17 protein-coding genes are annotated in these 22772 nt (G+C 67.1%); 7 read left to right on the top strand and 10 right to left on the bottom strand.

Features of this window, described 5'->3' with window-relative positions; genetic code table 11:
• Window positions 1–85 precede the first annotated feature (85 nt).
• Window positions 86–2071: an alpha/beta hydrolase family protein gene (locus V7672_RS02620; RefSeq protein WP_335623110.1), complete on the top strand. Its 1986-nt coding sequence runs from the start codon at window positions 86–88 to the stop codon at window positions 2069–2071.
• A 25-nt stretch (window positions 2072–2096) separates the two neighbouring features.
• Here V7672_RS02620 and V7672_RS02615 read toward each other — a convergent pair whose 3' ends face one another.
• From V7672_RS02615 to V7672_RS02595, 5 genes are read right to left on the bottom strand one after another with little or no spacing between them, the layout of a single operon-like run.
• Window positions 2097–3191, bottom strand: coding sequence for a sugar kinase (locus V7672_RS02615; protein ID WP_335623109.1), 1095 nt, complete (start codon window positions 3189–3191; stop codon window positions 2097–2099).
• Window positions 3188–4468 (bottom strand): TRAP transporter large permease, encoded by a 1281-nt coding sequence (locus V7672_RS02610; protein ID WP_335623108.1) that lies wholly within the window; start codon window positions 4466–4468, stop codon window positions 3188–3190. The genes V7672_RS02615 and V7672_RS02610 overlap by 4 nt, the downstream gene beginning before the upstream one ends.
• Before the next feature lie 2 nt (window positions 4469–4470).
• Window positions 4471–4968, bottom strand: coding sequence for a TRAP transporter small permease (locus V7672_RS02605; RefSeq protein ID WP_335623107.1), 498 nt, complete (start codon window positions 4966–4968; stop codon window positions 4471–4473).
• Window positions 4969–5003: 35 nt separating this feature from the next.
• Window positions 5004–6011 carry a TRAP transporter substrate-binding protein gene (locus tag V7672_RS02600; protein ID WP_335623106.1) on the bottom strand — a complete coding sequence of 336 codons (1008 nt, stop codon included), beginning with the start codon at window positions 6009–6011 and terminating at the stop codon, window positions 5004–5006.
• Window positions 6008–6847: a 2-keto-4-pentenoate hydratase gene (locus tag V7672_RS02595; RefSeq protein ID WP_335623105.1), complete on the bottom strand. Its 840-nt coding sequence runs from the start codon at window positions 6845–6847 to the stop codon at window positions 6008–6010. The genes V7672_RS02600 and V7672_RS02595 overlap by 4 nt, the downstream gene beginning before the upstream one ends.
• 184 nt (window positions 6848–7031) lie before the next feature.
• Here V7672_RS02595 and V7672_RS02590 point away from each other — a divergent pair, with 184 nt between their 5' ends.
• From V7672_RS02590 to V7672_RS02575, 4 genes are all read left to right on the top strand, one after another.
• Window positions 7032–8390, top strand: coding sequence for a pectate lyase family protein (locus V7672_RS02590; protein WP_335623104.1), 1359 nt, complete (start codon window positions 7032–7034; stop codon window positions 8388–8390).
• 81 nt (window positions 8391–8471) lie between these two features.
• Window positions 8472–9515, top strand: coding sequence for a LacI family DNA-binding transcriptional regulator (locus tag V7672_RS02585; RefSeq protein ID WP_335623103.1), 1044 nt, complete (start codon window positions 8472–8474; stop codon window positions 9513–9515).
• A 60-nt stretch (window positions 9516–9575) separates the two neighbouring features.
• Window positions 9576–10277, top strand: coding sequence for a hypothetical protein (locus V7672_RS02580; RefSeq protein WP_335623102.1), 702 nt, complete (start codon window positions 9576–9578; stop codon window positions 10275–10277).
• Complete coding sequence (locus V7672_RS02575) at window positions 10274–10525, top strand: hypothetical protein (protein ID WP_335623101.1); 252 nt, start codon at window positions 10274–10276, stop codon at window positions 10523–10525. Before V7672_RS02580 ends, V7672_RS02575 begins: the two co-directional genes overlap by 4 nt.
• Window positions 10526–10563: 38 nt before the next feature.
• Here V7672_RS02575 and V7672_RS02570 read toward each other — a convergent pair whose 3' ends face one another.
• On the bottom strand, window positions 10564–11211 hold the full coding sequence (locus V7672_RS02570) for an RpiB/LacA/LacB family sugar-phosphate isomerase (protein ID WP_335623100.1): 648 nt from the start codon (window positions 11209–11211) through the stop codon (window positions 10564–10566).
• 173 nt (window positions 11212–11384) lie between these two features.
• Here V7672_RS02570 and kduD point away from each other — a divergent pair, with 173 nt between their 5' ends.
• Window positions 11385–12143 carry a 2-dehydro-3-deoxy-D-gluconate 5-dehydrogenase KduD gene (gene kduD / locus V7672_RS02565; RefSeq protein WP_335623099.1) on the top strand — a complete coding sequence of 253 codons (759 nt, stop codon included), beginning with the start codon at window positions 11385–11387 and terminating at the stop codon, window positions 12141–12143.
• Here kduD and V7672_RS02560 read toward each other — a convergent pair.
• The gene (locus tag V7672_RS02560; RefSeq protein ID WP_335623098.1) at window positions 12140–13603 is read right to left on the bottom strand and encodes a pectate lyase; all 1464 of its coding nucleotides are present in this window, start codon (window positions 13601–13603) and stop codon (window positions 12140–12142) included. The genes kduD and V7672_RS02560 overlap by 4 nt on opposite strands.
• Window positions 13604–13714: 111 nt before the next feature.
• On the opposite strand from V7672_RS02560, the gene V7672_RS02555 reads away from it, so the two are divergent.
• On the top strand, window positions 13715–16681 hold the full coding sequence (locus tag V7672_RS02555) for a TonB-dependent receptor (protein ID WP_335623097.1): 2967 nt from the start codon (window positions 13715–13717) through the stop codon (window positions 16679–16681).
• A gap of 83 nt (window positions 16682–16764) precedes the next feature.
• On the opposite strand, the gene V7672_RS02550 is transcribed toward V7672_RS02555, so the two are convergent.
• The 3 genes from V7672_RS02550 to V7672_RS02540 are packed head-to-tail and all read right to left on the bottom strand — an operon-like array spanning window position 16765 to window position 22659.
• Window positions 16765–18216 (bottom strand): TolC family protein, encoded by a 1452-nt coding sequence (locus V7672_RS02550; protein WP_335623096.1) that lies wholly within the window; start codon window positions 18214–18216, stop codon window positions 16765–16767.
• Window positions 18213–21437 (bottom strand): efflux RND transporter permease subunit, encoded by a 3225-nt coding sequence (locus tag V7672_RS02545; RefSeq protein WP_335623095.1) that lies wholly within the window; start codon window positions 21435–21437, stop codon window positions 18213–18215. The genes V7672_RS02550 and V7672_RS02545 overlap by 4 nt, the downstream gene beginning before the upstream one ends.
• 19 nt (window positions 21438–21456) lie before the next feature.
• Entirely contained in the window at window positions 21457–22659 is a 1203-nt protein-coding gene (locus V7672_RS02540) for an efflux RND transporter periplasmic adaptor subunit (protein ID WP_335623094.1), read from the bottom strand.
• Window positions 22660–22772 lie beyond the last annotated feature (113 nt).

Below are 22772 nucleotides of genomic sequence, written 5' to 3'. Positions count from 1 at the left end.
GGTAGGGTGATCACGACTGTACCGGGAGCGGAGGGGCACCATGGGGTTGCGGACGATTCTAGGCCGCGTGGCTGGAGCTATGGGGTTGGCTGTCCTGATGCTCGGGGCGCTTTCCGCACCGGCGGAAGCACAGGTTCTGCCGGTCGAGGAATTCGCGCGCCGACCCGCCCTCGCCCACGTCAGCCTGTCCCCCTCCGGTCGCTATCTGGCCTATGTCGCCCAGGACGATACGAACGCCACCCTGGCTGTGCGAGACCTTCAGACCGGCGTGACGTCGTCCCTGTTCGGGTCCGAGTCGAGCGAACGCTTTGGCGGGGTCTTTATCGAGTGGGTTGACTGGAAGGGAGATGACCTTCTGATCGTTGCCGCCACGCGCATTGATCTGACCCGCTATCGTGGTGATGCAGATGGCCCCATCCGCCGGGCCAATTTCGGACGGTCTCTCTTGGCGATCTCGCGTGACGGGGGAGACATCCGCCCGCTGCAGGGGCCGCGGGCGCGGCCCGGTCATCCCGGCGAACTTCTTGACATGCTGCACGGTGATCCGGCCCATATTCTGATCACCCACCGGGATGCACGGGGCGCGCTGGATGTGGCCCGCGTCAATGTCGAGACGGGCGAGGCCGAGCTGGTTATCGAAGGCGACAGCCGCGTCCTCAGCTATCTCACCGATGTTGACGGGGCGGTGGTCGGGCGACTGGTCTATCGGGGCATCCGCGGGCGAATTCTGATCATGCAGGCGAGGGCCGCGGACGGCGAGTGGATCGAGACCTTCCGCCTGCATCGCGACGAGGTCCGCGATCTCCCGCGGTTTCGCTTTCTCGGACCCACGGATCAGCCCTCACAGGTCTACGTCGCCATGCGGCCCGACGCCGGCGAGCAACCGGATACCTACGGCGTTCATGTCTTCGACTTTGCCACGCGCACCATGGGGCCGGCAATCTGGCGTCACGGCACCTATGATGTGGCGAACATCGTCCTTTTCGGAGATGCGTCCGGTCTCGCAGCGGGATGCTATTGGGTCGATGTCTACCGGTGCGACTTCGTTGACCCGGCCCAGGCGCGGGTCATGACCGCCATCAGTCGATATTTCGGACCGGAGTTCAGCACGTCGATCGTCTCCCAGTCGCAGCTCGACGACAAATGGCTGATCTGGGCCAAGTCCCCCACCAATGCGGGGCAATACCATCTGTTCGATCTGAAGACCCTGCAGATGGAACTGGTCGGTTCGGTGTTCCCGGGCCTGCCTGAGGCCAGCCTGGGCCGGATGCGCCGCATCGACTATACGGCGGATGACGGTCAGGCGCTTGTCGCTTATCTGACCCGCCCGCCGGGAGCCGAGGACGGCGATCGCCCGCCCTTGATCGTCATGCCCCACGGCGGTCCTGAATCCAGCGACCATATGGCGTGGGACACCTGGGTGCAGTTCTTTGCCAACCGGGGCTATCAGGTCCTGCAGCCGAACTTCCGAGGGTCCAGCGGGCGAGGTCGCACCTTTGCCGAGGCTGGATATCGCCAGTGGGGTGGCCTGATGCAGAACGATGTCACGGATGCCGTCGAATATGTGGTTGCCGAGGGACTGGTCGACCCTGAGCAGATCTGCGTCGTCGGTGCGAGCTATGGTGGCTACGCCGCACTGATGGGGGCCGCACGTCAGCCGGATCTCTACCGTTGCGCCATCTCCGTGGCCGGGCCCAGTGACCTCATCGATATGCTGAACCGTGAACGCCGCGAGGCAGGCAGTGACGGCACCGACCGCTACGAATACTGGGTCAGTTCGATCGGCGATCCTCGTGAGGATCGTGATGCCCTGCGGGCGGTGTCACCGGTTCAACTGACCGAAGGCTGGCGGATACCCGTATTGCTGATCCATGGGGAGCAGGATGACGTGGTTCCCGTCGACCAATCGCGGGACATGGAGCGGGCGCTGAGGCGGGCGGGTGCAGATGTCGAACTGCTCCTTCTCGAGGAGGCCGGTCACGCGGACTGGCAGCGTCGGGAAGAGATCACCGTCATGAAGGCCATGGAGGCCTTTCTGGCCAAACATCTGCCTGTCACGCCCTTACAGTAAGGACCGAGGGGGCCCGCTGCCGCGTTCAGCGGCGGGCGGCGGCGCCGTCGCCGCGGGCGAGGGATTCGACCTCGTCCAGACATGTCATCGCATTGTCCCCCGGCGTGGTCATGGCCAGGGCCCCGTGGGCGACGCCCAGCGCCAGCGCTTCCTCCAGCGATCGTCCGTCCATCAGGCCAAAGGCGAGGCCCGAGACAAAGCCATCGCCGCCACCGACCCGGTCCAGAATCGCGACCTCGCCCGGGACATGGACCGTCAGGGCGCCGTCTGCCCACGCCGCCGCACCCCAGCGGTTCATCGAGGCCGTGACCGGATCGCGCAGGGGTGACGCCAGCAGGCGCAGGTTCGGCAGTTGACCCATCAGCCGCTCGGCGGACGCCGCGAACGGAGCAGGGTCACACGGGTCGCTTCGCGTCTCGGGCGTCTCGATGCCCAGGCATGAGGCCAGGCTGTATTCGTCGCCGATCAGCACATCGACCTGTTCGGCGATGGCGCGGTTGGTGCGCCGCGCCGCGTCCGGGTCCGGATGGGCCGCCCACAGGCTGGCGCGATAGTTGAGGTCATAGCTGACCACGGTGCCATGGCGCCGCGCGGCCGTGACCGCCGCCAGCGCCACCTCTGCCGTCGATTCCGACAGGGCCGAGAAGATGCCGCCGGTGTGAAACCAGCGCACACCCTCTGCGCCGAACAGATGGTCCCAGTCGACCTCGTCGGGTCGCATGGCCGAGGTCGCCGAATGGGCCCGGTCCGACACGCCCAGCGCTCCGCGCGGCCCTAAGCCGCGCTCGGTAAAGTTCAGTCCCACCCGGTTCTCGCGCCCGACCGGATCGGCCTCGCGCCACAGGATGTGGGTGTCCGACACTCCGCCCTGCAGGATCAGCTCATGCACCAGGGCCCCGATGTCATTGCGGGGCAGGGCGGTAACCACGGCACCTCGCAGGCCGAAGGTCTTCGCAAGGCCCCGCGCGACATTGTACTCGCCGCCGCCCTCCCACACCTGAAACTGGCGCGCGGACCGGATTCGCCCCTCGCCGGGGTCCAGCCGCAGCATGACCTCGCCCAGCGCCACCGTATCCCAGCGGCAGCTGTCCTTTGGCTTCAGACGGGGCAGCAGTGTCATTTCATCAGCGAAGGCAGCCACAGCGACAGCGCCGGGATGAAGGTCACCAGCATCAGCACGATCACACAGGCGAAGTAGAAGGGCCAGATGGATCGCAGCGATTGCGTCATGGGAATCTTCGCGATCGCACTGCCGACGAACAGCACCGATCCCACCGGGGGCGTGATCAGGCCGATACCGCAGCTGAGCAGCAGGATCACGCCGAACTGTACCGGGTCGACGCCGAACGCCTTGGCCACCGGCAGGAAAATCGGCGTGACGATGATGATCAGCGGCGCCATGTCCATGAAGGTGCCGAGGAACAGCAGGCAGCCGATGATCATCAGCATGATGAGGACCGGATTGTCGGTCAGGCCATTCAGCACCTCGATCATCATGCCGGGCACTTGCAGATAGGCCATCAGCCAGCCGAACGCGCCGGCACAACCGATGATGAACAGCACCGCACCCGACGTCCGGGCCGCACCGATGCAGGCTTCCTTGAAGGCCGCCCAGCGCATGTGGCGATAGACGATGCCGGTGACGATGATGGCATAGACGACAGCGATCGAGGCGGACTCGACGGCGGTAAAGATGCCTGCGCGGATACCGCCAAAAATGATCACCACCAGCAGCAGGCCGGGGATGGCCGCAATCAATCGGGCCAGGACCGTGCCGAACCCCGGGAAGACATCGGCGGGGTAGCCGCGCTTGCGGGCCACCCAATAGGCGGTGACCATCAGGGCCGCGGCCAGCAACAGGGCCGGGACGATGCCGCCCGCGAACAGGTCCGAGATCGACACCCCGCCCCCGGCCGAGGCCGAATACAGGATCATATTGTGCGACGGCGGCACCAGCAGCGCCACCAGCGCCGCCGAAATGGTGACGTTGACCGCATAGTCGCTCTCATAGCCACGCTTCTGCATCTGCGGGATCATGGTGCCGCCGATAGCCGAGACGTCGGCGATGGCCGAGCCGGACACACCGCCGAACAGGGTCGAGCCGACCACGGTCACCTGACCCAGACCGCCGCGCACATGGCCGACCAGCGACGAGGCGAGCGAGATCATCCGGTCGGAAAGCCCGCCCTTCATCATCAGCTCGCCGGTAAAGATAAACAGCGGAATGGCCAGCAGGGCCACCGAGGCCATGTCCGACCCCATCTGCTGGAACACCACGATCGGCGGCAGGGCCAGATAAAGCACCGTCGCCAGGGTCGCGCCCACCAGACAGAAGGCGACCGGTACACCCAGGACCAGTAGCAGGGCCAGAACCCCGAACAGGATGATGAATTCCATGCTCAGTCCTCCCGCACGGGCTTGGGCGCACCGGTGAACAGGCGCTCAAGGGCAAAGATCAGGATCAGCACGCCACCCAGCGCCAGACCCAGGAATTTCAGGCCGGAGGGCAGGGGCGCACCGGCCAGCGGCACGGTCCAGTCATCCAGCATCAGATAGCCGCCCATGGTCGCCAGCCCCAGTCCGGTCGCCGCCGCGATCAGCCGTGACAGGGTCGCCAGCCCCGACCGGATCGGCCCCGGCATGGAATGGGCCAGGGTCTGAAAGGCAAAGTGCGTCTCGTACCGGACCCCCACGGCGGCCCCGAACATCACGGCCACACTCATCAGGATCAGGGCCACGGGCTCGGTCCAGCCGGGCGAGTCGTTCAGCACATAGCGGGCGAACACCTGCCAGGCCTGAACCAGCGCCATGGCCAGCAGGGCCGCCCCCGCCAGTCCCAGCACGATCCGGGACAGGTGGTCCAGCAGGCCGCGCTTTGGCGCGTCGGATGATGTCATCGGTTCCTCCCCGGAGCCCATGGAAATCGGGCCGTTCAGCCGGCCGCTGTGATCTGTTCGTAGAGGGGCTTCAGGCCTGCCCCCGCTGTGTATTTGGCATTCACCGGCTCGACCGCGCGGGCGAAGGCGGCCATGTCGACGTCGTTCACCTGCGTGCCCGCGGCGATCACCGCAGCCCGGGCCTCGGCCTCGCGCTTGTCCCATTCGGCGCGCATCAGCGGCACCGACCGCCGCGCCACATCGCGCACCAGATCGCGGTCGGCGGGACGGAGCGCATCCATCGACGCCTTCGAAATCAGCAGGGCGTCGGGCGAATACAGGTGCCGGGTGTCGCTCCAGTAGCGGGCCACCTCATACTGGCGGCTGGACTGATAGCTGGGCCAGTTGTTCTCGGCGCCGTCGATCAGATGGGTCTGCAGCGACGAAAACACCGCGCCAAACGTCAGCGGCGTGGGATTGGCGCCCATGGCCCGGACCGTGTCGAGGAAGATGTCGGACTGGGGCGCGCGGATCTTTAGCCCCTTCATGTCGGCGGGCTCGTGCACCGGACGGCGGACGTTGTAGATGCTGCGCGGTGCGGCATCATAATAGGCCAGCCCGACCAGGCCGCGCCCTTCGAACACATTCAGCAGCCGCGTGCCGATATCGCCATCGACCACGGCCCGCATGTGCTCGACCGAGCGAAACACATAGGGCAGGCACAGCAGGCTGGTCTCGGGAAAGGCATTGTTCAGCGCGGCGGCGGCCACGCGGCAGATGTCGATCGCCTGAAAGCGGGCCAGGCCGATGGAGTCATCCTCATTGCCCAGCTGGCCGGAGGGGAAGGTCCGGATGCCCAGCCGCCCGTCGGTCAGCCGGCCCAGCTCCTCGCCCATCCATTTGACGGCGGTGACGGTCGGATAGTCGGCCGGGTGCACATCGGCGGCATGCAGCAGGCGCGGCCCGCCCGCCTCTGTCGCGGTCTCGACTCCGCAGCCCGACAGGGCGGCCGCTCCGGCTCCGATCAGGCCTGTACCCAGCAGGCGTCTGCGTGTGGGGGTCATGGGGTTCCTCCCTCGGCGCGGATGGCCCGGCAGGCGATGATACCATGGGGCCCGAAATCGGCTTCGGCGGTCTGGCCGATGGCGATGCGGTGCACCCCCGTGGCCGCACCTGTGGAGATCCACTGGCCCGCCCGGGGACGCAAGTCCCGCTGCGACAGGGCGTTCAGCAGGAAGGCCAGTGAGTCGAATGGGCCGCCTGGAATATGGGTCGCGCCGCCGGTGCCGACCGTCTGGCCGTCGATACGCATGGCGCACGTCAGATCGTCCAGCGCCCCGGGATCGCCGGCCCAGTCCCGCTCGACCTCGGCGCCCAGGATCAGGCCGGCATTGTTGCCAAAGTCCGAGGCCGTGACCGCCGGTCCGTGGTCATTGATGCCGGGAAAGGGGCTGCCGGCGATCTCGACGCCGACGCGGATCTGGCTGACCAGCCGAGTCGCCTCGGCCACCGTCCAGCTGTCTCTCAGCGGCGGCGTCTCTGCCATCAGCAGCAGATATTCCGCCTCGACCGCGCCAAAGCCGCCCTCAATGAGCGGAAAGTCGGTGACGGCTTCAGCCGGGCGGACGCTCGCGGCAAAGATAGGCCCGGCCAGCCGCCCTGCGCCGAACTGCGTGTCCAGCGGCGCCGGGATCCGGCCCAGTTTCCAGCCGGCGACCTCGTCCGGCATCAGGGCGATGGCCGCATCCTGGATGGCATAGGCCTCATCCAGAGTGCCGGGCACGGTGCCCGGATAGGTCGGCAGGGCACGGCCTGACCGGCGCGCCTCGACAAAGGCGCGTGCAATGGCCCGACCGTCCTCGGACAGGACGGCCGCCTGGGACACAGCATGGGCCGTCATGACGTCGACTCGGGCGAGAGACGCACACAAACCGCTGAAATTGTTAGGGACAGGCGCACGCGTCCTCCGTTTTTCTTTTGACATTGCGCAGGAAGGAAACCGGTGTCAATTTGAATCGAGACAAAGGGCGTCACACCGGGCCGGGGCTCGTGGCAAGATGGCGACCGAACCGGGAAGGAAGCCGATGAACCGTCGACACACTCTGATCTCCGCCTGTCTGGGCCTGTTCGCTGCGCTGGCGCTCAGCCTCGCCCATCCCGCGCCCGCCCTGGCCCAGTCGGGCCCGCTGGCCTTCCCCGGCGCCCTCGGCTGGGCCTCGGCCACCCCCGGCGGCCGGGGCGGAGAGATCATCCGTGTCACCAATCTGAACAGCGAAGGCCCCGGCTCGCTCCGCGCGGCGATCGAGGCCGACGGCCCGCGCATCGTGGTGTTCGAGGTCGGCGGGGTCATCGACCTGGAGATGAAGACCCTGCGACTGCGCAATCCCTTCATCACCATCGCCGGCCAGACTGCGCCTTCGCCCGGCATCACCCTGATCCGCGGCGGCATGGACATCACGGCCCATGATGTGATCGTGCAGCATATCCGCATCCGCCCCGGCTCGGCCGATCAGGGCTGGATGAGCGGCTGGGACGAGGACGGCATCTCCACCGTCGGCGCGTACAACGTCATCATCGACCACTGCAGCCTGACCTGGGCCACCGACGAGAACCTGTCTGCCTCCGGTCCGCGCTTCACGGGCTCGACGCCCGAGGAATGGCGCGCCGGCACCAGCCACAACATCACCTTCTCGAACAATATCGTCGGCGAGAGCCTGGCCTATTCCAGCCACTCCAAGGGCGAGCATTCCAAGGGCTCGCTGATCCACGACAACGTCACCGGCCTGCTGATCATCGGCAATCTCTATGCCCACAACTATGAGCGGAGCCCCCTGTTCAAGGGCGGTGTGCATGGGGTCATCGTCAACAATCTGATCTACAATCCGGGCCCGCGCGCCATTCATTACAACCTGGCACCCGAGGAATGGGGCGATGTCCCGTTCGAGGTCGGCAAGATGTCGGTGGTCGGCAATGTGCTGCGCGCCGGGCCCTCCACCCCGACCGACCATCTGGCCTTCATGATGATCGGCGGTGCGGGCGATGTGGAATACTATGGCCTCGACAATATCGCCGTCGATCAGGTGGGCGAGCCGATGCGGATGTTCGGTCGCTACACCACCAGCCCCGCCCGGATTATCGAAGTGTCCCGTCCGCCGGTCTGGTGGGAAGGCCTGACGCCCATCCCGGCTGTCGATGTCCAGCGCTCGGTGCTGTCCACCGCGGGGGCCCGTCCGTGGGACCGCGACATGCGCGACGTTCTGCTGATCGCCGAGGTGGCCGAGGGCCGGGGCGAGATCATCGACCACGAGCGCGAGGTCGGCGGCTATCCGGCTGTCGGTGAGCCGACCCGCAAGGCCTTCAACCCCGACGACTGGAATCTGCACGACATGACGCCGAAGCGCGACGATGTCCTGGACCGCCCGGCTCGTCGACGCGGGACCTGATATCCCGCCCCTCAACCGCCCGTATGCAGGGCGTGCCGAAATAGCCTATCAAGGGTCCACAAGCTCAGCAGGACTTCTGGCGTGACGGATAGCAGGCGGACAGGCGGCAAGCCCGTGACCATCAATGACGTCGCGCGTCTGGCGGGCGTCTCGAAGAAGACTGTGTCGCGCGTCATCAACAACTCGCCCCTGCTTCGGGCCGAGACGCGCGAAAAGGTCCAGAAGGTCATCGCCGAGTCGGGCTTCGCGCCCGACCCCCAGGCGCGGGGGCTGGCCTTCCGCCGGTCGTTCCTGGTCGGCATGATCTACGACAACCCCAGCCCCAACTATGTGGTCAACATGCAGCAGGGCGTACTGGACGCCGTGCGCGGCTCGGGGCTCGAGCTGGTGGTCCACCCCTGCAACCGGGCCAGCGAGACCTTCCTGTCCGATGTGCGCGGCTTCATCGTCCGGCAAAAGCTGTTCGGCGTTGTCATGCCGCCGTCGGTCTCCGAGGACGAGCGCGTGGTGGCCATCCTCAAGGAGGCCGAATGCCCCTATGTGCGGATCGCCTCGGTGTCGCTGGACGAGCCCCGGCACATGGTCGTGACCAATGACAGTTCGGGCGCCGCCGAGGCCGCCCGCCATCTGGCCGGACTGGGCCACCGCCGCATCGCCTTCATCTCGGGCCCCGACAGCTTCCGCTCCTCGCACGAGCGGGGCCGCGGCTTTGCCGAGGGCCTGGCCGAACACGGGCTGACGCTGGATCCCGCCTATATCCGCGTGGGCGCCTATACGTTCGAATCCGGGGTCGAGGCCGCGCGCAACCTGCTGGCCATGGCCGACCGGCCGACCGCCATCTTCGCCGGCAATGACGAAATGGCCATCGGCGTCATGAAGGCGGCGCGCGATGCCGGCCTCGATGTGCCGTTCGACCTGTCGATCTGCGGGTTTGACGACCTGCCCATGGCCTCGCGCGTGTGGCCGAACCTGACGACCGTCCGCCTGCCGATCCGCGACATGGGCCGCATGGCCGCCGAAAAGCTGACGGCCTCGATCCGCGGCCTGGACGCGGCCACCCTCACCCAGCCCGAGGTCCGCCCGTCGCTGGTCGTGCGCGATTCGACCGCTCCCCTTCCCGGGTGAGGCCGCCCGGCCACAGGTCGTGTGCTAGGGTTCGCTGAACCAGAGGGGGAGGGGACCACCATGCTGGGACTGTTCAAACTGCTGCGCCGGATCATCGAGGGATCGATCCTCTCGATTGTTATCCTGGCCGTCGTCGCTCTGCTCGGCCTGTCCAGCACGGTCAATCTCGCCCTGGCCGAGCCCTCGGCGGCCTCGCTGTTGTTCCTGCTGGTGCTGGCCATTGTGCTGGCGGATCTGATCGGGAAATTCATCTCGATCCTGTCGACCACCTTTCCCGACCTGATTCCGGCGGTGGAGGACGAGGACCTGAAGCGCGCCTCGCTGATCCAGCGGCTGCGGCCCGGCCAGACCGTCGCCCTGCTGTCCGGGGCCTATGCCGCGCGGCTGGTCATGTTCCTCGCCATCTTCGCCCTGCTGGGGGCCAGCTATGCCTGGGCGCCGCTGGCCGTTCAGGAGACCCTCGTCGGCCCGCTCGGCACGATGGAGGCCATCACCGTCTTCATCCGCGAGGGCATCGCCGGGTCGCTCGGCTATTTCCTCTTCTTCCTCGGCCCGGACAATCTGAAGCCGGTCACCGACGCCATACTCGCCGAGCCGCTGACCCCGGCCACGCCCAGCGGCGACGCCTTCCTGGTGGGCATCCGCATCTATGGCCTGGCCTTTATGTTCTCGGCCCTGCGCACCCTGGTCACGCCCATCACCTACTGGCGCGCCCGCAAACGGGCCCGCAAGCTGGCGACGACGGAAGAGGCGACGGCGTGATCTCGGAGACGCAGGCGGCATTCCTGGCTTTGACATTCATCGGCGCGGCCGCATTGCACCGCCTCTTCCACGAGGCCGGCCTTAAACACCCCATTGTTTACGGCGCCGCTGCTTCACTTCTGTTCTTCGGAGGGGTCGTGGTCTTCCAGGCGCCGCCTGAGAAGGCGCCGATCGTTCTTGCCGCCTGTGCTGCGGCGGCGATCGCTTACGTTACAATCGCCGCCGTCGCGCGATTGCTGAAGCTGTAGGGCGTTCAGGACGATGGCCCGTTTCCGGGCCGCCGCGCTCAAGCCCGGCTGTCGACCACACCCCGGATATACTCGCGGATACCCTCGTCCGTGGCGTTGGCGAAGAACAGGTCCTGGAACTTGTCGCCGGCGACGGCGGCCTTCAGCAGGTCCTGATCGACGGACTTCAGGACCGTCAGCATGTCGTGGCAGGTGACGGCCTTCAGGTCCTTCAGGATGCCGCGGTTGGTGGCCATGATCTGGGCCCGCTCCTTGGGGTAGCCCAGGCCGCGCTCGCCCTCGAACAGTTTGCGATAGCAGTCCTGCAGGTTCAGCTCGGCGGCCCAGCCAAAGCCCTTGGCATAGGGCATGGCGATCGCATTACCGTCGTTGATCTGGCCGAACAGGAAGGCGTCCGTAGGATCGATGATCAGGCCGCAGAACACGCCCGGCATGGCGTTGGCCGCCAGCATCGAGCCCGTGCCGGTGCCGCAGCCCGTGACAACAAAATCCGCCGCGCCCGAGTTCAGCAGGATCCCGGTCAGCAGCCCGTTCATCACATAGGTCAGCGAGGCCTTATCCTCGGCCGTGTACATGCCATAGTGGAACACCTCATGGCCCAGCGGTTCGGCCACGGCGGTCAGGGCGTCGTGCACGATCTGGCTCTTGGCGGCCTGGCTGTTCTCGATGATCAGGGCGATTTTCATGGTGTTCCTCAAGGTCAGGGGCGGGCAGGGCGCGGGTCGCCCCGATGTCCGATTATCATATTCGCGGACGACGACGACCGGGCGCAGCGCCCTGCATCGTTTGCATGGAGCTATGACACCGGTTACCTATGTCTTCCATCCGCGCGTGACAACCCACTTCAAGGCCTGTTTGCATGACCCCGTCGTTTGATCTCACCGGCCGCACTGCCCTTGTGACTGGCGCCAATACCGGTCTGGGCCAGGCCATCGCCCTGGGCCTGGCCGCGGCCGGGGCCGACATCGTTGCGGTGGGGCGGTCGGCGCCGACCGAGACAGCCGAAAAGGTCGCCACGCTGGGCCGGGCCCTGCATGCCATCCCGGCCGACCTGTCGACCACGGCCCCGATCGCCGATGTGGTGGCCAAGGCCCGGGACGCGGTCGGCGACATCGACATTCTGGTCAACAACGCCGGCATCATCCGCCGCGCCGACAGCCTCGACTTTTCCGAAGCGGACTGGGACGCGGTGATGGACACCAATCTCAAGACCGCCTTCTTCCTGTCCCAGGCCGTGGCGCGCACCTGGGTCGAGGCCGGCCGCGGCGGCAAGATCCTGAACATCTGTTCGATGCTGAGCTTCCAGGGCGGCATCCGCGTGCCCTCCTATACGGCCTCGAAAAGCGGTCTGGCCGGGCTGACGCGACTGCTGGCCTGCGAATGGGCGGCCAGGGGCATCAACGTCAACGGCATCGCGCCGGGCTATTTCGCCACCAACAACACCGAGGCTCTGCGCGCCGACGAGGGCCGCAATCGCGACATCCTGGCCCGCATCCCGGCCGGGCGCTGGGGCAATCCGTCAGACCTCGCGGGCGCGGCAGTATTTCTCGCGTCGGACGCCGCCGCCTATGTGCACGGCACCATCCTGACCGTCGATGGCGGCTGGATGGCGCGCTAGCAGCCGCCCCTGCCGTCCGCCCGGGCGTTCAGCCAGTCTTCCAGCAGGGTGTGGCCATCCCCGTCCGGATCGGTCGCGCCGTCCGCGGGGTCCGAAGGGTCCGAGCCGTGGGCTGTCTCCCAATCGTCGGGCAGGCCGTCGCCGTCGGTGTCGACCCAGGGCACGCCGGCATCGATCTGGCCGAGGCCACCGACCGCGTCCGGACTGTCGATGATCCGGCCTGAACGGTCGCCTACCCCGGCGACGATCCGGGCATCGACCGCATCGCGGGGCAGGGAGGCCCCTGCCGTCGACAGCACCTGATCCTGCCATGCCTCGGCGTCTTCAGGTGGCGGCCCTGCCCAGTCCGGCCGCACTGTCAGTCGCGTGCCGGGGCCGCCGTCGTCCTTCACCAGCTGCCACGGATCGTCGGGCAGGGCGCCGTCCATCCGGTTGGCCTCGAACCAGGCCACGGCCAGAGGGTCGGAGTCCTCGAACGCCCAGCGCCCGGTGGAATCCGGCCCCGGCAGATAGGCATTGCCGACAAAGGCATAGGTCGAGACGCTGGTCGTATCGGCATTATAGCCCGCCTGTCCGGCCCCCCAGTTGTAAAAGACATTGCCCCGGAACTCGAAATAGGGACCCTCGGGATCGACCTCGGGCGGATTGTAGTTGCCGGGCCTTGGCATGCGGGCCCGGTGGTTGGCCCACAGATTGCCGATGAAGCTGATCCGCGCCCCATACCCGCCCCGCACCAGCGAGCCATAGCCGTGATCCCCCTTGGCATGGGCCGAGGCGTTCAGCGATTCGGCGATCACCGAGTTCTGCACGGTGACGTCATAGATGCCGCGCTCGGGCGGGTCATAGCGGCTGCCGACCGACAGGGTCTCATCCACCGACCACGACGCCGAAACATGGTCCAGAATGATCCGGCGGCCGCGCGTGACCGAGATCGCATCGGCCTCGACCGCCTGTTCCGCGCCCAGCCGCGAGCGGATATGGCGCACGATCACATCGTCGGCCGAAATGATCAGCGGCTGGCCGGTCAGGGTGATTCCCCCGCCCGGCGCGGTCTGTCCGGCCACCGTCACGCGACCGCGCCGGATGACCAGCGGGCTCTCCAGCCGGATGACGCCGCCGGTGTCGAAGACGATGGTCCGGGGGCCCTCGGCCTCGACCGCCGCGCGCAGACTGCCCGGACCGGAATCGCCCGTATGTGTGACCCGCAGCACACGCCCGCCCCGCCCGCCCAGCGCATACCGGCCTGCACCCTCCGCCCCCGGGAAGGCCAGAACCTCTCCCGGCATCGCTTGGGCAAACGCCCGTCCGGCGGGGGCCAAACCCCCGAACAGGGCCATCACGACGGCCAGTGCGACCGCCCCGGTCCGTGCCGGAGAGGCGGCGAACGGCCGCTGCGACTTGGGGCTTGCCATTTCGATAATCATCGGGTTACGCTCGCCATTGATACCGGTGTCATTCACATTTGCATCTAGGCATGACACCGGTGTCAAAACAAGGTTCAGGATTGAGCCTCAATAAAAGATCGACCGGGGCTAACCTCCGGCGTCCTGTATGTCCTTGGGAGGAGGCATATGTTGCACAGCCAAAATTCGGGCGCGTCCCTGCGCCGTTATCTGTTCGCCGGTGGTTCGGGCATGGCGCTTGCGCTGTGTCTCGGCGTCGGTGGTGTCGCCGCGCAGGACGCGGGTGAACCCGAGTCCGAGGTCGATGAGATCGTCGTCACCGGCTACCGCGGCAGCCTTGCCGCCGCCCTGGACATCAAGCGCAACGAGGCCGGCATCGTCGATGTCATCATGGCCGAGGACATCGCCGATTTCCCCGACACCAACCTGGCCGAGGCCATTCAGCGCATTCCGGGCGTGTCGATTGACCGCGACGCCGGGGAGGGCCGCCAGCTGACCGTGCGCGGTCTCAGCTCCGACTTCACCCGCACCCGTATCAACGGCATGGAGGCCCAGGCCACCACCGGCGGCACCGACTCCTCGGGCGGCGCGAACCGCGGTCGCGGCTTCGACTTCAACGTCTTTGCCTCGGAACTCTTCAACTCGATCAAGGTCCGCAAGACCGCCGCGGCCGAAACCGAAGAGGGCTCGCTGGGCGCAACCATCGACCTGCAGACCGCCCGCCCGTTCGACTTCCGGGGCCAGCGAATGGCCTTCTCGATCCAGGCCGGATACAACGACCTGTCTGAAAACTGGAACCCGCGCGCGGCCTTCCTGGTCAGCAACACCTTCGGCGACCAGGACCAGTTCGGCGCCCTGCTGTCGGTGGCCTACAGCGAGAAGGACTCCTTCGAGGAAGGCTTCAGCTCGGTGCGCTGGGCGCCTGCCGTCGGCTCCGGCAGCTCGGGCGGGTTCTGCTCGCCGCTCGGCTATTCGCCCCAGAACCCGGGCAACAGCGGCTCGAACGGGTCGAGCGCGGCCAACTGTGCCACGGGGGTCGCGCGTCCGACCAATACACCGGGCAATGTCACCGCCTATGAAACGGCCAACCAGCCCAACGTCTTCATTCCACGCCTGCCGCGCTATGGCCGCCTGACCCACCATCAGGAACGCCTCGGCCTGACCGGCTCGCTGCAATGGCGCCCGGCCGACTCGACCACCGTCAGCCTGGATGTCCTCTATTCCCAGCTGGATTCGACCCGCGAGGAGCATTTCCTCGAGTCGCTGTCCTTCAGCCGCAACGCCGGTGCCGGCGGCCAGACCCAGATCATCGTCCGCGACGCCGTGGTCGAGAACAACACCCTGGTCTACGGCCTGTTCGACAATATCGACGTCCGCAGCGAGGCCCGCTTCGACCAGCTGGAGACCCAGTTCCTGCAGGTCGGCTTCACGGTCGAGCATGACTTCTCGGATCGCACCCGGGGTCGCTTCTTCGCCGGTCGCGCCGAGTCGAACTATGAGAACCCCTTCCAGACGACGGTCACAATCGACCGTCAGAACACCCAGGGCTATTCGTTCGACTTCCGCGGCAACCCCAATACGCCACTGATCGACTACGGCTTCAACGTCGCGGATCCGGCGGCCTGGAGCTGGCGTCAGGACGGCACCAGTGTGCCGCGTTCGGAAATCCGTATCCGTCCCCAGGGCGTGGACACCATCTTCGAGTCCCTTCAGGCGGATCTGGAGTTTGACGTTACCCCCTTCGTGACCCTGCGGACGGGCGCCAACTGGAAGACCTTCTCGTCCGACGCTTATCTGTTCCGCCGGAACAATGAGACCATCGTTCCGGCCCTGCCGGGCGGTGTCACCATGGCCGATATCACGACCCTGGTGACCGGTTTCGGCAGTGGCTTCGGCCCCGCAGGCAATGACTCGACCTGGGTCATTCCAGACCTGAATGCCCTGGCTGACCTGTTCAACATCTATTGCAACTGCGACACGGGTGTTCCCGGCGGTGATTTCACCCTCGGCAGCATCACGGTCGGCAGCGCCCGGGGCGGAAACCGCTTCCTTGAGGAAGAGGATGTCGCCCTCTATGTCCAGGCGGACTTCGATGCCGATGTCTTCGGGCGTCCGTTCCGCGGCAACGTCGGCCTGCGCCACGTCTGGACCAGCCTCTATGCCGAGGGCTACAGCTCGACCGGCGGCGGCACCCTGGTGTTCGACACCCATGAGTACCAGGACACCCTGCCGTCCCTGAACCTGACCTATGAGCCGGTCGACAATGTCCTGGTGCGCTTCGGTGCGGCCAAGGTCATGGCCCGGCCCCAGATCAACAACGCCATGTCCGGAGCCAACTATCTGGTGCCGACGACGTCGCTGAACGCCACGGGTCCCAACTATACCGCCACGATCGGCAATGTGGAGCTGGAGCCGTTCCGGGCCAAGACCTACGACTTTGCCGTCGAGTGGTATTTCGCGCCGGAAAGCCTGCTTTCCTTTGCGTACTTCTACAAGGACATCGACACCTACATCCAGGTGGTCCGTCAGGATCTGACCTACGAACAGCTGACGGCGCTCAACCCGTCGGCCTTCGATCCCAGCTTCTGCACGGGCAGCTGTTCGCCGACCACCATCTTCGCCCTGACCAGTGCGGCGAATACGGACGGCGGACCGCTGAAGGGCTTCGAGATCAGCTTCCAGACGCCGTTCACCTTCCTCCCGGATCCGTTCTCCAACTTCGGCATCCAGCTGAACTACACGAACGTTGAGTCCGAGATCGACTACTGCACCACTTCCCTGTGCACAGCCTTCGTGACCAACGACCTCGCGCAGCTGTCGCCCACGGCCTACAACGGCACCCTCTACTACGAGGATGACCGCTTTTCGGCCCGGGTCTCGGCCTCGTACCGCGACGAGTATCTGCAGAACATCCCGGGCCGGAACGGCAACGCCGTGGAAGGCAAGATGGAGACTCTGAACATCGACGTCTCGTCGTCCTACAAGCTGACCGACGATGTCACGATCAGCTTCGAGGGCATCAACCTGACCGACGAGGAAAACCACCAGTGGGTCGGTGACGATGATCGCCAGTCGACCTCGGTCTATCACCACACGGGACGGCAGTTCTTCATCGGCGCCCGCTACACCTTCTGACGAAGACACCATCCCCAACCGAACGTCCGCTCCTGGACGCGACTTCCAAGGCCGCCGGGTTACCCCGGCGGCCTCTTCTTTTGTCAGTTCGCCAGGTCTTCCGGAGCCCAGCCGCCGGCCAGCGCCTTGAACAGCTGGATCTGCAGATCCGCCACCTGCGCCTCGGCCTGGGCCAGGGCGGCGTCGGTCTGGGCCAGGGTGCGCTCGGCATCCAGCACGGTCAGGAAGCTGTCGGCCCCGGCATCGAACCGGGCCCGGGCCAGCCGCGCCGCGTCTGCCGCTGCATCGCGAGACACCGTCAGCGCCTGCCGGCGGTCCAGGGCATGGCCATAGGCCGACAGCGCCGTCTCGGTTTCCTGCAGGGCGACCAGCACCGTCTGGTCAAAGCGGGCCAGCGCCGCCTCGGCCAGACCCCCCGCCGCCTCGATCCGCGACCGGGCCACCGCCACATTGGGGAAGGACCAGCTGATCAACGGTCCGACGCTGAACCGCAGCGCGCCGTCACTGCCCAGCTCGCCCAGGTCCGTCGCCGTGGAACCAATCGACCCGCCCAGCTGAATGCTGGGATAGAGGCTGGCGGTTGCCACATCGACGCGGGCACTGGCGGCGGCCAGATCCCGTTCGGCCTGGCGCACATCGGGCCGGCGGGCCAGCAGGGCCGCGCCATCCCCCACCGGGATCGGCTGGGTCAGGCGGGGCGGGGCGGCACAGTCGACGACCACCTGCTTGACCTCGCGCGGGGTCACGCCCGTGAGGGTCGCCAGACGGAATACGGCCGCGTCCTTCTGGGCCCGCAGGGGGGGCAGGGCCGCCTGGCTGGAGGCCACGGCCGAGCGCGCCCGGGCGACATCCAGACCGGTGCCCGAGCCCGCACCCAGCAACCGCTCGGTCAGCTCCAGCGTCCGCGATTGCAGGTCGATGGTCTGTTCGGCGACCGCGATCTGCACATTGGCGGAGCAGACCTCGGTGTAGGCTCGCGCCGTTTCGGCGGCGACGCTGACGCGCACCACATCCAGCGCCGCCTCGGCCGCATCGGCATCGGCGCGCGCGGCGGCGATGGTCGAGCCGACCCGTCCGAACAGGTCGATCTCATAGGCCACGTCCAGTCCGACGTCGTAGGTCTCGGTCTCGTCCAGCGGCTGGCCGCCCGAGCCCGGCACCGTGGTCGCGGCCGGTCGGCCATAGCTGCCCGACGCGCCCAGTCGGGTCGAGGGCAGACGCGCGGCCCGCGCTTCACCCAGTGAGGCCCGCACCACCCGCAGATTGGCGACGGCGGCCTCCAGCTCATTGTTGTTGCCCAGCGCCTGCAGCACCAGCGCATCCAGCATCGGGTCGTCATACAGACGCCACCAGTCGTCGCGAGCCGGGGCGCTGACCGTGCCCTGACCGGTATCGGCGACGAAGCCGCCGGCGGTCGCTTCAGGCAGGACCTGCGGGGTGCCGACCGGTGCGGTGGCGCAGGCCGAGACGGTCAGCCCCAGCGCCAGAGCCGAGGCCGCGACGCGCCCCTTCAGCAGCAAAGACAGGCGCATCATACGATTTCTCCCTGGGCCGGAGCCGGCGTCGGATTGCGGGTGTCCGGCGCAGCCTTTTTCTCCGCGCCGGGCAGCTTCGACGCCACCCACCGCATGAAGACATAGAAGGCCGGCGTGAAGATCAGGCCGAAGAAGGTCACCCCGATCATGCCCGACACGACCGCCGTCCCCAGCGACTGGCGCATCTCCGCCCCGGGGCCCGTGGCCAGCATCAGCGGCAGCACGCCAAAGATGAAGGCGAACGACGTCATCAGGATCGGACGCAGGCGGGTCCGCGAGGCGCGCACGGCGGCGTCCCAGCGGTTCAGCCCCTCGTCCTCGGCCTGTTTGGCGAACTCCACGATCAGGATGGCGTTCTTGGCCGCCAGCGCGATCAGAACCACCAGCCCCACCTGCACCAGGATGTTGTTGTCCAGCCCCGCCAGATTGACCCCGACCATGGCGGCCAGGATGCACATCGGCACGATCAGCACGACCGCCAGCGGCAGGGTGAAGGCCTCATACTGCGCGGCCAGCACCAGGAAGACGAACACCACGGCCATGACGAACACCAGCGTCGCCCCGCCCGAGGACTGCTTCTCCTGCAGCGCAAGGCCGGTCCATTCATACGAGAATCCCGGGGGCAGGGTGGCTTCGGCCAATGCCTCCATCCGCGCGATCGCCTCACCCGACGACACGCCCGGCGCCGCCTGTCCCTGCAGCTCGGCGGCCGGGAACAGGTTGTAGCGCACGATCCGCGAGGGGCCGGATTCCTCGCGCAGGGTGGCGATCGATCCGATCGGCACCATGGCGCCCGAGGCCGAACGCGTCTCCAGAGCGGCGATATCGGCAATGTCGTCCCTGGCCGCAGGCTCCGCCTGCGCCGTCACCCGGAAGGTGCGGCCCAGATAGTTGAAGTCGTTGACATAGGCCGAGCCCAGATAGACCCCCAGGGTGTTGAACACATCGGCGGGCTGGACGCCCATCATCAGCGCCCGGTCGCGGTCGACATCGGCGGCGATACGCGGCGAGCCGGTATTATAGGTCGAGAACACCTGATTGACCGCCTCGGGCGCCTGGGCCGCAGCCCCCATCATGCCAAAGGTCGCGCCTTCCAGCGGCACATAGCCCGCGCCGGAGGTGTCCTGCACCATCATCTGGAAGCCGTTGCCGTTGCCCAGTCCCTGCACGGCGGGCGGGGCGATGACAAAGATGTTGGCGTCCTGGATGCCCATGGTCGCGCCCGTGATCGCCCCGGCCAGGGCGGCCGCAGCCTGCTCGGCCGTCTTGCGCTCTTCGAAAGCGTCCAGCCGCACAAAGATGGTCGCGGCATTGGATCCGAACGAGAAGCTCGACCCGTCCAGACCGGCAAAGGCGATGGCGCCGTCGACGCCCTCGGTGTCGCGGATGATCTGCGAGGCGCGCGCCATGACCTCCTGCGTCCGGTCCAGCGAGGCCCCGGGCGGCAGTTGCACGACGCCAATGAGGAAGCCCTGATCCTGCTCCGGAATGAAGCCGGACGGCGTGTTGAACAGGGTGAAACCCGTGCCCACCAGCAGCAAGGCATAGACGCTGAACACCAGCACCAGCTTGCGGATCAGCCGCGCGGTCAGCCGCCCGTAGCGGTCCGACAGCCAGTCAAAGCCCTCGTTGAACTTGCGCCCGGCGTAGCCGAGGTAGTGCAGGCCCGTGCCCAGAACGCCGGGCTTGCGCTCATGATCGTCGTGCGCCTTGTGCGGCTTCAGCAGCATGGCGGCCATGGCCGGCGACAGCGTCAGCGACACCAGCAGCGACACGACCGAGGCCGTGGTGATGACGATGGCAAACTCGCGATAGAAGATGCCGGGAATGCCGGGCACGAACATGGTCGGCACGAACACCGAAACCAGCACCAGCCCGATCGAGATCAGCGCGCCCGACACCTCCTGCATGGAGCGATAGGCCGCCTCCTTGGGGGCCAGACCCTCGCGGATATAGCGTTCCACATTCTCGACCACGACGATGGCGTCATCGACCACGATGCCGACCGCCAGCACCAGCGCGAACAGGCTCAGCGAGTTGATCGAATAGCCCAGCATCAGCTGCACGGCGAAGGTCGCCACCAGCGCCACCGGAATGGCCACGATCGGGATGATCGCCGCCCGCCAGGTCTGCAGGAACACCACCACCACCAGCACCACCAGCAAGATGGCTTCCATCAGGGTGTGCTGAACCGACTCGACCGAGGCCGCGACGAACTCCGTCGGATTATAGGGGATGGAGATGTCCATCCCGGGCGGCAGCTCGGCCCGGATGGCCTCGACCTCGGCCATGACCCGGTCCGCCGTGCCCAGCGCATTGGCGCCCGGCTGCTGGATGATCGCCATGCCCACGCCGCGCTCGCCGTCGAAGAAGCCGCGGATGCCGTAATCCTGCGCGCCCAGTTCGACACGCGCCACGTCGCGGACGCGCGTCACGCGCCCTTCGGCATCGGTCTTGATGACGATGTTCGAGAACTCGTTCGGGTCGGTCAGGCGGCCCTCGACCTGCACCGGCAGCTGGAAGGCCGCGGCATTGGTGTCGAACGGCGGCTGGCCGATGGCGCCCGCTGCGGCCTGAACGTTCTGGGCGCGCAGGGCGGCGACGATGTCCGGGCCGGTCAGGCCGCGCTGGGCCGCCTTGGCCGGGTCGATCCAGACCCGCATGGAATAGTTGCCGCCGCCGAAGATCTGGACCGCGCCCACGCCTTCGAGGCGCAGCAACCGGTCGCGCAGGACCGAGTTGGCATAGTTGCCGACATAGTCGTTATCCAGCGACTGGTCCGGGGACGTCAGCCCCAGGATCATCAGGAAGCCGCTCTCCTGCTTGTTCACCGTCACGCCGATCTGGCGTACCTGTTCCGGCAGACGCGGCTCGGCCAGCGCCACCCGGTTCTGGACCAGCACCTGGGCGGCATCCAGATCCGTGCCCGGGTTGAAGGTGACGGTCACCGCCACCGTCCCGTCCGAGGTCGAGGAGGACGAGATGTAGAGCATCCCCTCGACACCGTTGACCTCCTGCTCGATCGGCGCAGCGACCGTCTCGGCCACTGTCTCGGCCGAGGCGCCCGGATAGGCGGTGTTGATGCTGATCGTCGGCGGCGCGATCTCCGGATACTGCGACAGCGGCAGCAGCGGATAGGCGAAGGCGCCCATCAGGGTGATGAAGACCGCGATCACGGCCGCAAAGATCGGCCGGTCGATAAAGAAGCGAGAGATGTTCATGGCTGGGCCGGTCTTTCGCTTAGCGACGTTGCGACAGGGCGCCCGCCGGGGTGGCGGTGGCCGCAGGGGGGGCACGGGTCACGGGCGCCTGGCTGTCGGTCGGGGTGCGTTCGATCTCGACCGTTTTCGGCGTAACCGGCTGACCCGGACGGGCGCGCAGCTGGCCGTTGACGATCACCCGGTCGGTGGACTCGATCCCAGAGCGGATCACGCGCAGGCCGTCGGACAGCGGTCCCAGCTCGACCGGGCGCGCAATCACCTTGTTCTCGGCATCGACCACATAGACGACGCGGCGGGCCTGATCGGTGGCGACGGCCGCATCGGGCACCAGCAGGGCCTGATAGGGGGCGGCACCGGCGACACGCGCCTGACCGAACAGGCCAGGCTTCAGGAAGCCGTCGCCGTTCTGCACCACGGCGCGCAGGCGGATGGTGCCCGAGGCGCTGTCGACGACGTTGTCCGAAAAGTCGACCGTGCCACTCCAGCGGAAGCCGGTCTCGTCCTGCAGACGGATGCGGATCGGCGCGGACGTGCCGTCGCGGGCATCGCGTTGATAGCGCAGCATCACCGCTTCCGAGGCTTCGAACACAAAGTGGATGGGGCTGGAGGCGACGATGGTGGTCAGCACGTCGGCGGCGGACGATCCGCCCCCGACCAGATTGCCGGCGTCGACGCGCCGGTCCGAGACGCGTCCCGAGATAGGCGCAGTCACGCGGGTGAACTCGACGTCCAGTTCCCGGCCGCGCACGGCGGCCCGGGCTGAGGCGACAGCGGCCTCTGCGGTCTGGACGGCGGCGCGCTTCTGATCGACCTCGGCCTGGGACACGGCCTGAATTTCCAGCAGCGATTCAGCGCGGGCCAGCTCACTGCGGGCCAGAGCGACCTGGGCTTCGGCCTGTGCCGCCTGGGCCCGGGCCGAAGCCAGGGCCGCCTGGGCCGGACGCGGGTCCAGGGTGAACAGCAGCTGCCCCTTGCGGACATACTGACCGTCGCGGAAGTGCACGGCCTGGATGTAGCCACCCACGCGGGCCCGGACGTCCACGCTCTGCGGCGCCTCGAAGCGGCCGGTGAACTCGTCCCAGTCGACCACCTGATCGACCAGCGGGGTAGCAACCGACACCTCGGGCGCCGGGGGCGGGCCCTGCGCTTCGCTCCGGTCGGTGCATCCATACAGCAGGCTCGTGATCAGCACGGCCACGGCCATGATCTTGAAATGGCGCATCTGCGCAGTCTCCGGGGGCCGGGCGGGCCGGCTCAAACAGGTTGGAAAGCGGCACGGCGCGAACGGGGAGGAAGCGCGGTGTCAACGACGGGTGACTTAATGGTGATGTCTGT

Origin of the sequence: Brevundimonas sp. (genome assembly GCF_036963785.1) — a bacterium.
Taxonomy (GTDB): domain Bacteria; phylum Pseudomonadota; class Alphaproteobacteria; order Caulobacterales; family Caulobacteraceae; genus Brevundimonas.
The sequence above is the reverse complement of the archived record's forward strand: the minus strand, read 5'-3'. Positions and strand labels throughout refer to the sequence as shown.

What these genes read in the sequence shown, in the direction of transcription:
- V7672_RS02615 (WP_335623109.1), bottom strand. Translation starts at nt 3,191, where the DNA reads ATGACACTGCTGCCCCGTCTGAAGCCAAAGGACAGCTGCCGCTGGGAT.
- V7672_RS02610 (WP_335623108.1), bottom strand. Translation starts at nt 4,468, where the DNA reads ATGGAATTCATCATCCTGTTCGGGGTTCTGGCCCTGCTACTGGTCCTG.
- V7672_RS02605 (WP_335623107.1), bottom strand. Translation starts at nt 4,968, where the DNA reads ATGACATCATCCGACGCGCCAAAGCGCGGCCTGCTGGACCACCTGTCC.
- V7672_RS02580 (WP_335623102.1), top strand. Translation starts at nt 9,576, where the DNA reads ATGCTGGGACTGTTCAAACTGCTGCGCCGGATCATCGAGGGATCGATC.
- V7672_RS02590 (WP_335623104.1), top strand. Translation starts at nt 7,032, where the DNA reads ATGAACCGTCGACACACTCTGATCTCCGCCTGTCTGGGCCTGTTCGCT.
- V7672_RS02570 (WP_335623100.1), bottom strand. Translation starts at nt 11,211, where the DNA reads ATGAAAATCGCCCTGATCATCGAGAACAGCCAGGCCGCCAAGAGCCAG.
- V7672_RS02595 (WP_335623105.1), bottom strand. Translation starts at nt 6,847, where the DNA reads ATGACGGCCCATGCTGTGTCCCAGGCGGCCGTCCTGTCCGAGGACGGT.
- V7672_RS02600 (WP_335623106.1), bottom strand. Translation starts at nt 6,011, where the DNA reads ATGACCCCCACACGCAGACGCCTGCTGGGTACAGGCCTGATCGGAGCC.
- V7672_RS02545 (WP_335623095.1), bottom strand. Translation starts at nt 21,437, where the DNA reads ATGAACATCTCTCGCTTCTTTATCGACCGGCCGATCTTTGCGGCCGTG.
- V7672_RS02550 (WP_335623096.1), bottom strand. Translation starts at nt 18,216, where the DNA reads ATGATGCGCCTGTCTTTGCTGCTGAAGGGGCGCGTCGCGGCCTCGGCT.
- kduD (WP_335623099.1), top strand. Translation starts at nt 11,385, where the DNA reads ATGACCCCGTCGTTTGATCTCACCGGCCGCACTGCCCTTGTGACTGGC.
- V7672_RS02540 (WP_335623094.1), bottom strand. Translation starts at nt 22,659, where the DNA reads ATGCGCCATTTCAAGATCATGGCCGTGGCCGTGCTGATCACGAGCCTG.
- V7672_RS02555 (WP_335623097.1), top strand. Translation starts at nt 13,715, where the DNA reads ATGTTGCACAGCCAAAATTCGGGCGCGTCCCTGCGCCGTTATCTGTTC.